Raw genomic sequence first — 15,062 nt, forward strand, 5'->3', positions numbered from 1 at the left:
TTGAAGCTCCGCTTCCTCGCCGCCCTTTTCCTCTTTATGGCTCCCCTCTCCTGCGGGAGGATGGGCGACCCGATCCCGCCGGGAGTGTCGCTCCTCGGAAACCCGAGGGACCTCGTGGCGAGGGGAAGGGAAGACGGCCTTACCGTAGCGTGGTCGATGCCTTCGCGCACCCTCGCGGGCGGGCCGGGGGAGGCTGCCTCGTTTTACATCGAAAGAGCCCCGCTTCCGGAGGGGAGCGAGGACTGCGCCACCTGCGCCGGAAGCTACTCGGAAGCGGGCCAGCTCCCTTCGCAGGGAGAAGCTGCGCTCTATTCGTGGACGGACGCTTCCGCCGAGCCGGGAAAATCCTACAGCTACCGCGTCTACGCCAGAGACGAGCGGGGAAGGTCAAGCGCCCCCTCCGCGCCGGTCGCGGCGACCTGGTACAAGATTGAAAAACCTGTTGTTGAGATTATCCCGGCGGACGGCGGGGCGACGGTAAGGTATTCGATGCCCGACCCCACTATCCACTACGAGGGGATCACCGTCTACGGGCCGGACGACAAGCTCGCCGCCGTTCTGGAGGAGGGGAAGACCGAAGCCCGGCTGACGGGGTTCAAGAACGGTGAAACCGTGAAACTCGCTTTCAGGACTTCGGCGATAACTCCGCAGGGGTGGAGAATAGAGTCCGCTCTCGTCTACTTTGACCTCACCCCCCGCGACGCCGAGCCGCCTCTTCCGCCGAAGGAGCTGGCGGTCTTTATAGAGGGTGCGGCCGTGCGGCTGATGTGGATGGCCCCGCAGGGAGAGCCTTACGCCAGGGTCTTAATTTACCGCGCCCCTGCCGAAGGGGAGCTTGCAAAGCTCGCCGAGGTTCCCGGCGGCGAAAGTTTTTATCTGGACAACACCGCAACCCCCGGCGCCACGTATCTCTACGGGTGCACGGGAGTGGACGAAGCGGGAAACGAAAGCGGGATGTCTCCGGTGGCTAGGGTGAAAGTTCCCGAGCGAAAAGACGAAAGTACAAAATAACCGGTTTACAGGCATGTGCCGAAATTGAGGTGAAACCGTGAGGATCGCCATCATCGGACCCGGAGCTCTTGGCTCCCTCTTCGCCGCGCTGCTTGCCCGCTCGGGGCACTTCGTCCGCCTCGTGGACCGCGACTCCGCGCGCGCCGAAAAGATTAACGCCGGGGGGCTGCGTCTGTGGGAGGGGGAAGCGCTCTCCGTGGTTCCAGTCCGCGCTATAGCCCCTCCTTTTCGCGAAGAACCCTTCGATCTCGTCCTCGTCACCGTAAAATCCGCCGACACCCGCGAAGCCGCTAAAACGGCCGGAGCACTCATGGGCCCCGACTCGGCTGTGCTGACCCTTCAGAACGGCCTCGGCGGCGCTGAGATACTCTGCGAGGAACTCGGCGCAAAGCGTGTTCTCGTAGGGGTCACGGCGCAAGGGGCGACCTTACTCGGTCCCGGAGAGGTTCGCCACGGGGGGGCGGGAGAGACAATCATCGGCCCCGCCTCGCCTAAGGGCAACATCGGCCTTCGTTTTTCCGATATCTTCGCCTCCTCGAAGATACCCGTCCGCTTCACCTCCGACATCCAGCCCCACGTCTGGAAAAAGCTCGCCGCGAACTGCGGCATCAACGCGCTCACCGCTATTCTGGGTGTGCGAAACGGCCTCATACCCGAAATTACCGAGGCCGCCGAACTCTCGGCGCTGGCGGTGAGGGAAACCGTCCGCGTCGCTCAAAGTCTGGAGATAGACCTCGGCGAGGAGGAGGAAGTGGTAAGCTGGGTTCTCGGGGTCGCAAAGGCCACAGGAGAAAACCGCTCCAGCATGCTTCAGGACCTCGAAAGAGGCAACCCCACCGAGATTGACTTCATAAACGGCGCCGTGGCGCGCCTCGGGCAGAAGGCCGGTGTCCCCTGCCCCGTCAACATGACTCTCACGAGACTCGTCACTGCGCTTGTAAAAGCCGGGAGGATACAGCCATGCCGAAAATAACCGCCCCCGACCTCTTGGCCCGCAAAAGAAAGGGCCCGCCTATAACGATGGTCACCGCCTACGACTACCCGACGGCGAAACTCGTCGATTCGGCGGGAATCGACGTGGTCCTCGTGGGCGACAGCCTCGGAATGGTCTGCCTCGGCTACCCCGACACCGTCTCCGTGACGATGGAGGAGATGCTCCACCACACGGCGGCGGCGGCGCGAGGGACCCAAAGCGCGATGGTGATCGCCGACATGCCCTTCCTGTCCTATCAGGTCAGCGTGGAGGAGGCGGTGCGAAACGCCGGGAGGTTCTTAAAGGAAGGGCGCGCCGACGCGGTAAAGCTGGAGGGCGGCGTGCATCAGGCCGCCGCGGTGGCGGCGATTGTCAGGGCTGGGATTCCGGTGTTCGGCCACATCGGGCTCACCCCCCAGACGGCGGGGCAGCTTGGCGGCTTCAAGGTTCAGGGGCGCGACACCCAGACGGCGCTCCGGCTCGTCGAGGACGCCAAAGCCCTCGAAGCGGCGGGGGCCTTCGGGATAGTCATCGAGTGCGTCCCCTCGACGCTGGCGGCGAAAATCACGAGTGAGGTCTCGATCCCCACCGTCGGCATAGGCGCCGGGCCCCACTGCGACGGTCAGGTGCTGGTCTTCCACGACATGACGGGACTGTACGACCGGTTCACCCCCAAATTCGTAAAAAAGTACTTCGACGCCTCGCTCGGAATAAAAGAAGCCCTGAAAAAATACAAAGAAGAAGTGGAAAACCGCACTTTCCCCGGCGAAGAGCACCAGTTCTAGGAGGGTTCCAGAGGGTTTGCAGAACAAGCGCCATGCAACGGGCCAGAATTTGAAACCCTTAGACCAGAGGCTTTATGAAAACGTCGCGAGAAGCTGGAGGCGGACTTTCGTTTCTGCGTTTTTTATACGGCTTTGGATTTTTTCGTCAGGCTAGGAGCCGTCGAGCAAGGGCGCGCAGACAGTAGCGTGACTACGGCAAGCGCCCGGCGCAAGGCGGCGACAACGCATGACGGAAAAAGCCGAAGCCGTCCCCCTAGTCGCGACTCTTGAGAACCACCCTGTTCCCCCCCGACCGCTTCGCCTCGTAAAGAGCCGTCTCCGCCCTCCCCGCCATCTTCTGCGCGTTGTCCTCGTCCCCGCGCCAGCAGCAGATCCCCATGCTGACCGTTACACGCAACTGCATGTCGTTCCACGGCAGAGAGGTCGCGGCGATTATCCGGCAGAGGCGGTCGGCCATCTTGACGGCCTCCTCCCCTTCCACCTCGGGAATCAGCATTCCGAACCTGCCGCCGCCGAGGTAGGCCGCTATCTCCCCGTCGCGAAGGTCGTTGCCGACCAGCTTTCCGAGCCCGGACAAAAGCACCCTCAGCGCCTCCTGCCCGTAGCTCTCGGCTAGCTTGGCGAACTGGTCCACGTCGTAGATGAGTATCGAGAGGCCGCGCCCGTACCGGCGGGTCCTTCTGGCCTCGTGCTCAAGCAGCGAGACGAAGCCGGAGTGGGAGAGAAGGCCGGTGGTCTCGTCTACCGCCAGCGCCCTTCGGAGCCTCTCGGCGTCCCTGGCGTGCACCAGGGCGAGGGCGAGCTGGCGCGTCAGTATGCCGCAAAAATCGAGGGCGGACTGCTCCATCGCGTTCGGCTCCTCCCACCCCGCGACGAGAACGCCTATCGCGCTGCCCCGTGAGGCAATCGGGTAGACGAGAAGCGTCTCGTAACCCTTCGCCGCAATATCCCTGGAGAAGAGGGGCTTGGCAGGCAGGTCTTCCTTGCGGGTGCAAAGCAGGTACTTATTGGACCCTACCACCCATTCGGAGAGGCTTTCGGAGGAGTCGAAGGTCTTTCCCTTAAGCTCTTCCTCCTCCTTGCCGCTCACCGCCGCTATCTCCATCTCGCTTTTGTCGGCGACGAAGACAAGCGCCGCGAAATCGGGGGAAAGCCTCTCGCGGACGACGTTCAGCGTCAGGAGGGGAAGGTCCCTCGGGAGGGGGGAGGCGGCAAGAAGCTTGGAGTATTCGCGGAAGACCCGAAGATCCTTTATCTGCAGCGAAGCCTGCTCCATCTCCCGGCAGTGGTCCATCATGGAGGATATCTGCTTTCCCGCGAGGCGAAGAATGGGCATCTTTTCCGCCGGGAACCACCCTTCCTTCAGGCTGTCCACCGCGACAATCCCTTCGACCCGGCCCCCTATAACCAGGGGAACGGCTGCGAAGCTCTTTACGTTGACCTGCGAATCGTAATAGCCGAGCATCTTTTGGGGGTCGCTCACCAGCGGCAGGACCGTCTCTTTTTTGTTGCTCAGAACCCAGTGGAAGAGCGAGCCCTTGAGCTTGACCCTCGCCTCGTAGGCGACGTCGCCCACCTCTCCCACGATGTGCTTCAGATAAAGGCTTCCCTGAGGAGTCTTGAGAGCCAGAAGGCAGCTGTGCGCGTCCATCGCTTCGCGTATCTCGGAAATGGCGGCCTGCACCGACGCTTCGAGGCGGTAGAGCGGCTCGTCGCCTTCCGAGGGAGAGTCTCCCCGCCTTTCGGTGTCGAGCTTCATCCTCTCGTAGCGTTTCTTGAGCTGGCCGAGCCGCCCTTTCTGGATTGCGACCGGGATAGTCCCGCACAGCGAAACCAGAAGAAGGCCCGCCGAGGCGGGAAGCCAGTTTTCGCCGAGGACTCCCGGCGACAGCTTGCCGACGGCTACCGCGCAAAGACTGAGGAGGAGAATTTCCGGCCACCTCGCCACCGAGGAGAGGAGCACGAAGACGGCGGCGTGAGCTATCAGCCAGGCCGGGGCGGCCTCGGGGATGAGCTGAAAAGCGGTGCCGAGAGCGAAGACCGCGAGGAGGCCGAGCTCCACCGCGCTGGCGACGGGAACGCCCTGCCCCTCGCGCCTCGCCTGCTCGGAGAAGATGGCGAAGACGCGCCAGAGAAGGTAGACCGTGTACACTCCGAGAGCGCCGACCAGCACCGCCGGGGGAAAGTCGGGCGAAGAGAATATTCCGAAAAGGAGAAGCGCCCCGTAAAGCGCCGGAACCATCAGCCGGAAAAAGGCGCTGCCGACCGAGGGCTCCCCCGCCTCTTCCCTTTTTTCGCTACGGTTGTTTGCCATTCTTTATTTTCTCTGGAATGAAAAAGACAGTCTCCCCCTCGCGGACCCAACCCTCTTTGCGGGCGTATTTTTCCACCACTTCGGGGTCTACGTCGATGTCGTGGATCTCGCGGGTGAGGGTTTCGCTCTCCCTGCGGAGCCTTTCGACGGAAATCTCTTCTTTTTTGCAGTCTTCGCGGAGGCGGGATATCTTCGGATATTCAAAAAAGACGATCTTGACGAGGGCGAAGAGGGCGCCCACGACGCAAAAAGTTATAAATGCGTATTTGTAAAGCCTGTTCTTCATTAGAGGGTCTTGCCAAAATCGCCGGGGCGTCTTTCGACTTGCCGGACGACGTTAATTATAAAGGCGGCCTTTCACCGTAGCGAGGACGCCGTAATCAAGAACGGAGTGTAAACCTATCGGGGCTGCCAGTCATGCTAAACCTTCTTAGGGCCGCCCAAAAAAACTGCCGGAAGTTGAAGAAGCGGGTGCCTATTGCATCGCCTCCAGCCGCGACGCCGCCTCTTTTTTTACCGCCTCGCTCCCGTTTTCGGCTATGCGCTTGAATATCTCGGCAGCCTCGGTGGCTTTGCCTCCCTTGAGGAGGAGGTCCCCGGCGCGCAGGAGCGCCCTTCCAGCCTCTTCGTTTTCGAGGGAGTAAAGGTAGCCGACGCTACCGTAGACCTCTATCGCTCCTTCCTCGTCGCCCGAGCCCTCCAGCGCCTTTCCGAGCAGGACGCCCGCGCGAAGCCCTTCCGCCCCCTGCAGCATTGAAAAACTCTCCCTGAGGGGCTTGACCGCCTCGCCCGGCCTGTTCGCGCCGAGGAGGTATTCGCCGAGGTCGGCCAAAAGCGCCTGCCGGGGGCCGGGGTCGTCCACGGGCGCCCTCGAAAAAGCCTCGTTGACAAGTTTCACTGCGCTCTCGATGTCTCCCGCGCCCGCAGCCGCCTTTCCGGCGTTCCGGAGAGCCGCCGATACGCCTGCGTCCTCTTTCAGGTCCCCGGCCAGACGGGTGAACTCCTCGCGGGCCTTGTCGAACCTGCCCAGCTTGAGCAGGGTTGCCCCTAACTCTTCCCTCGCGGTCAGGGACACCGGATCCTTTTCGGAGGACAAAAGTCCGTACGCTTCCAGCGCCTCTTCGGTAAGTCCGGCCCCGGCGAGGTTTCTCGCGGAGGCCAGCACCGCCCGGGCGCGCTTTTCGCCTTTTATTCTCTCGGCGGTGCGTCGGTAGTAGGCGGCGGCGTCCTGCTGGCGGCCAACTCTGGAAAGCCCCTCCGCGAGAGTTGTTTCGAGATCGAAGATCCTCTCGTCGCCGGGGTAGATCCCGGCGAATTCGTCCACGGCGGCCATCGAGAGATCCAGCCGCCCGAGCTTTATCAGGCTCATGCACTCTCCGTAGAAACCGTCTCGCGTCCGGCCCAGCTTTTTAAAGGCCGCAAGCGCCTCTTCATGCCTGCCCGCGCCGAGGAGGGCGAAGGCGAGACCTTTTTCCGCCTCTTTCTTCTCCGCTTCCGGCGGATTTTGGGCTAGGGCCTTTTCAAAGTAAGGCAGGGCGAGGGCGAACTTCGACTCCGCCGAATAGCTTCTGCCCAGAGTCAGCGCTATGAGAAGGGAGTTTTTCCCCCTGGGCGAAGAGGCGAGCAGCGAATCGAAAAGCTCCCTCCCCGCTTCGGTTCTACCCTCCGACATAAGGATAAGCCCGCGCCTGTATCTGGCCTCCTCCCGCAAGGTCTCGTCCGTTCCGCTCTTTTCAAGGTCTGCGTAGACGACCGCAGCCGCCTTGAGGTCTCCCCTCATGAGACCCGCCTCCCCCAGCAGCGAAGCCGCCTTGTCCCTTCGCGGATCGGCGGGGAAAACGTTGATGAATTTCGTTAAGAGCCTCGCCGAGCGATCCCAGTTCTCCTCCTCGTGCGCCATCAGGGCCAGCTCGAAGAGCGAGGAGGCGAACCAGGGCGAGTTTTCGGGAATGGATTCAAAGGCCGCCCACGCCCCGCCGTCGTCGCCGGAGGCGAGGAGCGCCTTTCCGAGGAGGTAGCGGGCCTTGTGCAGGTGCTCGAAGGCGGGAAATTTTTCGCTTATCGCGCGGAAGGAGGAGGCGGCCCGCTTGTTCTCCGCTACCCGAAGGTCGTTTTCCCCGGCCCGCAGAAGGGCGTAGGGGACGAGTGAGGAGGGTTCTTTCACCCTGAGAAAGGTGTCAGCGGCGGCGCGGTGTTCTTCGAGGCAGGAGAAGCTCTCGCCAGCCATGTAAAGGGCCGCCGGGCCGAACTCGCCCTCCGGGTGGATTTCAACCGCCCTGCTGAAGGCGTCCAGCGCCCCGCGGCAGTCTTTCGAGTTGTAAAAAAACCTCCCGGCCTCCACCCATCCGCGAAATCTCCAGAGCGGATCGACCCTTGCCTTTTCCAGCCCGCCAAGCTCCTCTCTGAGCAGGCCGGCGCTTCCCTCCTCCGAGGCCGCCCTGACGAGGCCATACCTCGCCCTCGGCTCCAGAGAGGAGGGAATCTCTCCCTCCAGCGCCCAGCCAAAGCGCCTTCGCGCCGCTTCGGGGTTTTTCTCCTCCAGAAAGACCCATCCCAGAGCGCCCTGCGCGCTTTTGGCCAGCCTGTGTTCCGGGAAATTCAGCAGAAAGCCGGTGAGGAGCTTTTCCGCCGACTCGAAATCCCCCCTCCCGCTGCGCATCAGCCCGAGGAGAAAGGCGGCGTCGCCCGACCCCGGCCCGCCGATAAGGATTGACTCAAGAAGGGCTTTTTCAGCCCCGGCCATCTCCCCCGAGAGATAGAGGTCTTTCCCGGTCCACGCCAGAGCCTCGGCGCGGTGGCTTGAGGTGTCGGAGGAGGCGAGCCCGGTAAAGGCCGCGCGCGCCTCATCGATGCGCCCCGCCTCGTCCGCGACGACGGCCAGCCGGAACCTTGCCTCCGGGGCGCTGCCGCCCCTGACTTTTCCGAAATACAAAATCGCCTGACCGGGCTTTTTCTGCTGTCTTTTCAGCTCCCCGATGTAAAAGGCCGCCGAATCCTTCTCGGACTCGACGGGAGACTTAGCCCTCGTCTCCTCAAGGTAAAAGAGGGCGTCCTCCGTCCTTTTCCCCCCGAGCGCCTCGATTGCTTTACGGTACTCGGCAGAGGATTCCGCCGCTGCGGAGGGGGAGAGCTGCGGGAAAAGATCGTGGAGGGGGAACTTCATGGCCTCGTCGATAGGTATCCCGACGGCCATCAGGGTGGAGCTGCGATTAACTCCGGCAGGGAGGTTTTTCGACGAGGTTATGCGTATCTCGTCGAGCAGGGAGCCAAGGACGGCAGGAAGTTCCTTTTCCGGGAGGGGCGAGGATGAGCAAAACGCCGAGGAAGCGAGGAACGCCAGTCCGATTCCCCCCGCAAGGGAGCGTAAAAACCTCTTTCCCGCCTTTTCGGTAAAAACCTGGGCCCCCATGGGTTCCTCCGGGCTGTCTGTTAACTTGCCGGATTATAACACCTGCGGGGCGGGTGTGGAAATCATCGTTAAGCGCCCGGCACCCGGCCCTCTCTACCTTTACTTTCCAGCAAGCATTTTCGCTTTTGCCACACCTCCCAGGAAATTAATAGCCTGCCAGGCAACTTTGTCTTCCGGCCATTTTTTAATGTTTTCCAGTGCCTGTCTCGCTCCTTCCGGCAGGTCTCCCGCCATGACCAGAGCGTTCGCGAGCATCAGGCTGAAATCCTTGTCACCCGGAACCCTTTTAAGCTCGATCCTGTAAAGCTGCGCGGCTTCGCGGTACCTGCCGAGATTTGCTGCGGCATGACCCTTGTAGCCAAAACCCTGCAGCACGGAGGGATCGACCAGTAACGCCTGTGTAAAGTAGCTGTAAGCCTCTTCAAATTTCTTTGAGTTCAGATAGGCTATGCCGAGCGATTTCTTGGCCGTCGCGCTCTGCCCGCCGGTCATTTTGTCGATATAGCCGAAGAAGATGAAGTCGTTTTTCCAGAGGGAGACCTGCCGGAAGCAAAGCACCGACAGGACAACCACCAGTGTTCCCCCGACAACAGCCAATGATCGCGTATCTTTCAGGAAACGGCTGCAAAGGTTCTCGGTTCCCCACACAAGCGCAACCATGAGGCCGATATGGGGAAGGTAGCTGAAATGGTCGGCCACGAAGAAAAAATCCAGCAGTACGACCCCGCTTACCGGGAAGAGCAGGGCGAGGTACCAGCACCACCCGGCGGTTGCCGCAGGGACCGTTTTCCTCGCCTTCCAGGCGAGAAAGGTGAGAGCGAGTATAAGAAGTCCCGCGCCAAACGCAGATAACCCCGTGAGGTGAACCTCCGTGTTCCTGTCTTCCATCACCAGACCGAAGGGCCACAGGGTTTCCCCCAGATAGTGGAGATAGGCGGTAGACATGTCGGCAAGGCGGCCGAGGAGCGGCTTTTGCCCCTGCATATGGAAGGTGTTCCTGTGAACGTAGAGAGACAGTCCCGAAAAAAGGATTGAAAGCGAAATAAACGGGATTTTCTCGATGAGCAGTTTTTTTGGCGTTTCTCCCTGCCTGAACCTTTCAAGGGGCCATAAATCCGCAATCAGGAGCGCGGCGGGGAAGACCACGACGATGGACTTGGAGAGCAGGCCGAGAACCATTGCGGCTAGAGTCGTAGCGTAAAAGACAGGCCGCCTGCTCCTCGCGTATTCGCAGTAGGCAAGAAGTCCCGTGAGGAAGAAAAACCCCGCCAGCACGTCCTTTCGCTCCGCGACCCAAGCTACCGATTCCGCCCGCAGGGGATGAACCGCCCAGAGGGCCGCAGCGAAGAAACTTTTCCAGCCTGAGCCCGTGGCCCGGTAAAGAAAAGCGAAGAGCAGCAGGGTATTTAGAAGATGCAGAAGGGTATTCGTGAAGTGAAAGCCCGAAGGCTTCAGGCCGAAGATTTGAACGTCGGCCATTAATGAAAGGATGGTAACGGGCATGTAAGTGCGAAGCTGAATCGAAGTAAAAGCCTCTTTTATTTCCGCAAAAGTCAGGCCGTCCTTTAGCAGGGGATTAAGAACCGTGTACTCAAGATCGTCGAGGTTGATAAACTCAAACCCCGTCGTCTGCCAGTAGACGGCCAGCACCAGTCCCGCCAGCAGGGCCGCGAAGATCGCAGTCTGTTTGTTTTTAAAGGTCATGGCCCGGCCCCGGAATTTCCGGATTGCGCCAGCGCTCTCGCCTTTGCTTCCCCGCCCAGGTAATTCACCGCCTCCCACGCTACTTTGTCGTCCGGCCAGCGGCGGATGTTCTCAAGACCGAGCCTGGCTCCACCCGGCAAGTCTCCCGCCCGGATCAGAATGTACGCGAGTCTGGTGGTTATCTCCTTGTTTCCCGGATTAAGCTGCAGTTCCTTCCTGCAAAGCTCCGACGCTTCCGCGTACCTGCCAAGCCTCGCCGCCGCCAGCCCCTTATATCCATACCCCCCGGCAAAGCCCGGATCGAGTTCAAGCGCCACGGTAAAACTGTCGTAGGATTCCTGATACCTGCCGACAAGGAACCATGCGACACCCAGCACTTCCTTGGCCATGGCGCTTTTCCCTCCGGTCACCCTGTCGGCGTGAGTGAAGAGGGAAATATCGTTCTTCCAGATTGAAACCTGCCGGAAACAAAGAATGGAGAGGATGGCTATTATCCCCGCTCCCGCCGTCGCCAGCGGCCTTAAATCCTTCGCAAAACGGCTGTAAAGACGTTCGACGCCCCACACTGCGGCCACCATGATGCCTATGTGGGGCAGGTAGGTGAAGCGGTCGGAGAAAGTACTAATCCCCGCCCGCACTATCCCGCTGTTGGGAAAAAGGATAAGCAAATACCAGAACCAGCCGAAAGCAAGTTCGGGGAAACGCTTGCGATGTTTGAAGGCGAGAAAGGAGACGAGCACGAGAACCGCGAAGCACAAAATCGTGAGCGGCACGCCGAAGGTCAACTCATACTCTTTACCGCGCAGGTAGAGCCCAACCGGCCAGAATGTCCCGAAGATATAGGCGCAATAGGCTTTTACTGCGGCGGCGAAATTGACATAAGCGCCTGCCGTATTAGTCAGGCCTGAGTTTAAGGCGTCGTCGATCTTCTGCGATTTAAGGGTTATCAGTACAAAGACCGCCGAGAGGGCGAAAAGGTGGGCTTTTTCAAAGAGAAGCTTTCCGTAGCCCGGAAGGTTTTCCTTCAATCTTCCTTCCGGAAAACGCCCAAGAGGCCAGAAATCCATTAGCAGCAGGGCAACCGGCAGCACCATCACCACCGGCTTTGCCATAAGCCCAAACAGAGCGAAAACGGTTATCGCCGCCAGCCAGAGCTTTTTCCCCGTCCTTGCGTACTCGATGTGCCCCAGGAGCGCCAGCAAAAAGAAAAACCCGGAAAGAACATCCTTTCGCTCGGCCACCCAGGCGACCGATTCGGCGCGCAGGGGGTGAATCGCCCAAAGAGCCGCTACGAAGAAACTCCTGACGGTCGAACCGGTAGCGTTACGAAGAACAAAAAAGAGAAGGAGAACGTTCAAACCGTGGAGAATGACGTTGGTGCGGTGAAACCCCTCCGGGGACAGGCCGGAGACGCTGACGTCGGCCATGTAGGAGAGCCACGTGACCGGGATCCAGTACCTTCCCCAGAATTGAGTGAAAGCGGCATGAATTCCCTCTATGCTCAGGCCGCCGTTAACAAAGGGATTTCGGACCGTGTATTCCGGATCGTCGAGGTTGATAAACTCAAACCCCGTCGTCTGCCAATAAACCGTCAGCACCAGCCCCGCCAGCAGGGCCGCGAATATCGCCGTGGAGTATTTTTTGAAGGTCATAAGCCTGCTCACAACGGGTAAATTTACGGCTCATGGTACACCATCGGGCCTGATTTTTAAATTAACCGTCCGGCGTCCTTCACCGCCCTGAGCTTACCTGATTCAGAAAATCACCGGCTATGGGGGCCAGAAGGTTGTGCTCGACGAGAAAGGCGTCGTGGCCGTAATCGCTCCTCAGGCAGAAATGCTCGACAGGGTGGCCCCTCTCTTCGAGTATGGAGGTGAGCGCCTCGGTGTCGGCGGGGTTGTAGAGCCAGTCGGAGGTGAAGGTGACGAAGCGCACCCTCGCCGTTATCCGCGAAAGCGCCTCCTCGACCCCGCCGGGAAAACCGTCGGAGACGTCGAAGGTGTCGAGGGTCTTTGTCAGGTAGAGGTAGCTGTTGGCGTCGAACCTTTTGGGGAAGTTGTAGCCGTTGTAGTGGAGGTACCTTTCCACGTCGTACTGCGCCGTAAAGGCGTAAATGCCCTCGCGCCCGGAGATCTTCCTGCCGAATTTGCGCCTCATCGATTTGTCGCTCATGAAGGTGAGGTGTCCGATCATCCTCGCTATGGCGAGGCCGTCGGCGGGTGGCTCCCCGCTCTCGTAGTAATCCCCGCCCCGCCAGTTGGCGTCGGACATTATCGCGCTGCGGCATATCTGGTTGAAGCCTATGCACATCGGGGAGCTGGCCCCGGTGGTGGAGATGGGCATTATCGAGCGCACCCTGCCGGGATAGCGCACGGCCCACTCCAGTGCCTGCATCCCGCCCATCGAGCCGCCGATTACGCAAAGAAGGCTCTGTATCCCGAGCTGGTCGAGAAGGCGAGCCTGCACGTCTACCATGTCGCGTATGGTGATGACGGGAAACTTCATCCCGTAGGGCTTTTTTGTCCGGGGATTTATCGAGGAGGGGCCGGTGGTGCCCTTGCAGCTGCCCAGCACGTTCTGGCAGATGACGAAATACCTGTCGGTGTCGATGGGCTTGCCGGGGCCGATCATCGCTTCCCACCAGCCGGGCCTTTGGCCTTCGGGGTCGATTCCCGCTGCGTGGGCGTCGCCCGCGAGGGCGTGGCAGACAAGTACTACGTTGGAGTCGTCGGGCGCGCGCGTACCGTAAGTTTCGTACGCGACCTCGATGGGACCGAGGATACGGCCGCTCTGGAGATTGAGTTCGCCGGGCGGGGCGCACACCACCAACTTGTGGCTCGTCACTACCCCGACGGTTTCACCGGTTTTGATAGTCAACTTTTCAAGGCCTCCCGGAAGGAGACCCGCGTATAAAGGAGGCCGGACGCCACGCCGCCGGACCTGTAAGATTCAAGTCCGGGCGGGGCATCAGGGCAAGCCGTCTTCGGCGGGCCGTCCCACTCATCTTTCGGGGCGTTTTCGTGCCCCGCAGGAATTAGCACCTGATGCCGTTTTACGGGCCGGTTGCTGTGGCTTCGCAGGGCCTGGTCCCTCCGCCACTCTAGATAAGAAGTCTTCGGCCAGCCGCCTGACTGACCTGCATGGGCCGCCTCTTCGCCGGTGTTCTACACGCCGGGTGGTGAGGTATAAACGGCCACAATTTTAATATACCAGATTTTTGCGCTCAGCAATTATTGCATTTCGGGCAAAGCCCGTAAAGCTCCATCCGATGATGTGTTACACAAAACCCCTTCGCCTTCGCGATCGACTCCTGAAGCTTTTCTATCCGCTCGTCCTCGAATTCGAGTATCCGCCCGCATTTGGTGCAGATCAGGTGGTCGTGGTGCTCGGCCATCACCGCGGGCTCGTACCTGACGCGCTCCTCGTCGAACCGCCTCTCCTTGGCTATCCCCGCCTCCACGAAGAGGTTCATGCAGCGGTAGACCGTGGCGAACCCCATCTCCGGACAGTTCTTCCGGACGAGCCCGTAAAGCTCTTCCGCGCTGAGGTGCGCGTCGGCGTGCAAAAACGCCTTCAGGATCGCGTCCCTCTGCTGGGTCCAGCGAAGTCCTTTTCCCTTGATGTGCTCGAAGAGAACCTTTCGCCCCTCCTCGGAACGCTTCTGCGCCTTCCTGTCGCGGGACATCAGGCCGAAAGCCCCGCAATCTCGGCCCCAAGCTCCCCGGCGAGGCGCTTTCCCAATTCTCTGGCCTCGGCGAGGGTTTCGGGATGCTTGTCGATGTCTCCCTTCACGTCGACCTCCCGGCAGACCACCTCCCCCCAGGGGTCGGCGTCGAGGGCGTCCAGAAAATACCTGAAGATGAGGCGAAGCCCGTCGAAGACCTTCTGCCCCCTGGAGCCGGCGACGGAGAGGAGCACCCCCTTACGCTTTTTCAGCCTCCCTGTGGCGACCTGCTGATTCAGGAGGTATTTGATGCCCCAGAGGGCCTGGGCGCGGTCGATGAAGGACTTTGCGAGGGCGCCCGCCCCGTAGAACATCACCGGCATGGCGAAAGCAATCGCGTCAGCGGAGCGCAGCTCGGCGTAGATGGCGGTTATGTCGTCCTTGAGGGCGCATTCGCCGCTGTTGCGGCAGGCGTATATTTCCCTGCAGGGATTGAAACGTAGTTCCCTAAGGTAGATCTTCTGCGCCACTGCCCCGCCCTCCTCAAGCCCCTCCACGAAGGCGTCCATGAGACGGTCGGAATTTCCGTCCTTCCTCGGGCTGCCGTAAATGCACAGTATCCTCGGAGCGGTAATTTGTTCCATGCGGCTCTCCTCCGGGTTGTAGAAGGAATTAGAATCATATAATCTTTCAGGAGAAATATTTCAATGGAGGATGACGATGAGCGACTCGGCGGTGCTGGCCCTTGAGCAGGCCCTGAAATTTGAATCGGACGGAAGGGAATTCTACCTCCTCGCGGCCGAAGAGGCGAAAAGCGCTCTCGTAAAAGCCATTTTTCTCGCTCTTGCCGAGGAGGAGGGTTCCCACGTCGCCAGAGTAAGGGCGATCTACGAGGAACTTAAAAACAACCCGGGCTGGCCGGAAGAGATAGCGATGGTCGCCGCCCAAACCGGCGTGGTGGACGTTTTCGAGCGCGAAAGTTCCCGCCTTCCCCTCCCCTCCGACATCTCGGTCAGGGGAGCCCTCCAAAAGGCGCTCGAACTGGAAAAGGAGGCGATGGAATTCTACAACCTTCGCCTCCTCAAAGCCTCCTGCAAGGCCGAGACGGCCTTTTACAAAAGGCTTGTGGCCGAAGAAACCCTTCACCTCGAAACGCTCAAAAAAGCACTCGGGGAAAGCTGATATTTTCAAAATTCTTCCCG

12 protein-coding genes and 1 riboswitch are annotated in these 15,062 nt (G+C 60.4%); of the genes, 4 read left to right on the forward strand and 8 right to left on the reverse strand.

What is annotated here, in order from left to right:
* Genes EPN96_05865 through panB form a run of 3 tightly spaced genes read left to right on the forward strand, consistent with a single transcriptional unit; the run spans nucleotide 1 to nucleotide 2,769 of the window.
* Nucleotides 1-1,011 (forward strand): hypothetical protein, encoded by a 1,011-nt coding sequence (locus tag EPN96_05865; protein TAL17351.1) that lies wholly within the window; start codon nucleotides 1-3, stop codon nucleotides 1,009-1,011.
* Nucleotides 1,012-1,048: 37 nt separating this feature from the next.
* Nucleotides 1,049-1,984 carry a 2-dehydropantoate 2-reductase gene (locus EPN96_05870; protein TAL17352.1) on the forward strand — a complete coding sequence of 312 codons (936 nt, stop codon included), beginning with the start codon at nucleotides 1,049-1,051 and terminating at the stop codon, nucleotides 1,982-1,984.
* Nucleotides 1,972-2,769 (forward strand): 3-methyl-2-oxobutanoate hydroxymethyltransferase, encoded by a 798-nt coding sequence (panB, locus tag EPN96_05875; protein ID TAL17353.1) that lies wholly within the window; start codon nucleotides 1,972-1,974, stop codon nucleotides 2,767-2,769. The genes EPN96_05870 and panB overlap by 13 nt, the downstream gene beginning before the upstream one ends.
* A 253-nt stretch (nucleotides 2,770-3,022) precedes the next feature.
* On the opposite strand, the gene EPN96_05880 is transcribed toward panB, so the two are convergent.
* From EPN96_05880 to EPN96_05915, 8 genes are all read right to left on the reverse strand, one after another.
* Entirely contained in the window at nucleotides 3,023-5,083 is a 2,061-nt protein-coding gene (locus EPN96_05880; GenBank protein TAL17354.1) for a diguanylate cyclase, read from the reverse strand.
* Nucleotides 5,067-5,369 carry a hypothetical protein gene (locus EPN96_05885; protein TAL17355.1) on the reverse strand — a complete coding sequence of 101 codons (303 nt, stop codon included), beginning with the start codon at nucleotides 5,367-5,369 and terminating at the stop codon, nucleotides 5,067-5,069. Before EPN96_05885 ends, EPN96_05880 begins: the two co-directional genes overlap by 17 nt.
* Before the next feature lie 189 nt (nucleotides 5,370-5,558).
* Nucleotides 5,559-8,492: a tetratricopeptide repeat protein gene (locus tag EPN96_05890; protein TAL17356.1), complete on the reverse strand. Its 2,934-nt coding sequence runs from the start codon at nucleotides 8,490-8,492 to the stop codon at nucleotides 5,559-5,561.
* A gap of 99 nt (nucleotides 8,493-8,591) precedes the next feature.
* Entirely contained in the window at nucleotides 8,592-10,196 is a 1,605-nt protein-coding gene (locus EPN96_05895) for a tetratricopeptide repeat protein (GenBank protein TAL17357.1), read from the reverse strand.
* Complete coding sequence (locus EPN96_05900) at nucleotides 10,193-11,848, reverse strand: hypothetical protein (GenBank protein TAL17358.1); 1,656 nt, start codon at nucleotides 11,846-11,848, stop codon at nucleotides 10,193-10,195. The genes EPN96_05895 and EPN96_05900 overlap by 4 nt, the downstream gene beginning before the upstream one ends.
* 79 nt (nucleotides 11,849-11,927) lie before the next feature.
* On the reverse strand, nucleotides 11,928-13,040 hold the full coding sequence (locus EPN96_05905) for a homoserine O-acetyltransferase (GenBank protein ID TAL17393.1): 1,113 nt from the start codon (nucleotides 13,038-13,040) through the stop codon (nucleotides 11,928-11,930).
* Nucleotides 13,041-13,193: 153 nt separating this feature from the next.
* Nucleotides 13,194-13,307: riboswitch (SAM riboswitch) on the reverse strand.
* Between the two features lie 112 nt (nucleotides 13,308-13,419).
* The gene (locus tag EPN96_05910) at nucleotides 13,420-13,881 is read right to left on the reverse strand and encodes a transcriptional repressor (protein ID TAL17359.1); all 462 of its coding nucleotides are present in this window, start codon (nucleotides 13,879-13,881) and stop codon (nucleotides 13,420-13,422) included.
* A complete protein-coding gene (locus EPN96_05915) occupies nucleotides 13,881-14,504 on the reverse strand; it encodes a flavodoxin family protein (protein ID TAL17360.1) in 624 nt (207 codons plus the stop codon). Before EPN96_05915 ends, EPN96_05910 begins: the two co-directional genes overlap by 1 nt.
* A gap of 70 nt (nucleotides 14,505-14,574) precedes the next feature.
* Here EPN96_05915 and EPN96_05920 point away from each other — a divergent pair, with 70 nt between their 5' ends.
* Nucleotides 14,575-15,042, forward strand: a complete 468-nt coding sequence (locus tag EPN96_05920; protein ID TAL17361.1) for a hypothetical protein — start codon at nucleotides 14,575-14,577, stop codon at nucleotides 15,040-15,042.
* The last annotated feature ends 20 nt before the right edge of the window (nucleotides 15,043-15,062 follow it).

It is taken from the genome of bacterium (assembly GCA_004322275.1).
In the GTDB taxonomy this organism is placed as follows: domain Bacteria; phylum Desulfobacterota; class Deferrisomatia; order Deferrisomatales; family BM512; genus SCTA01.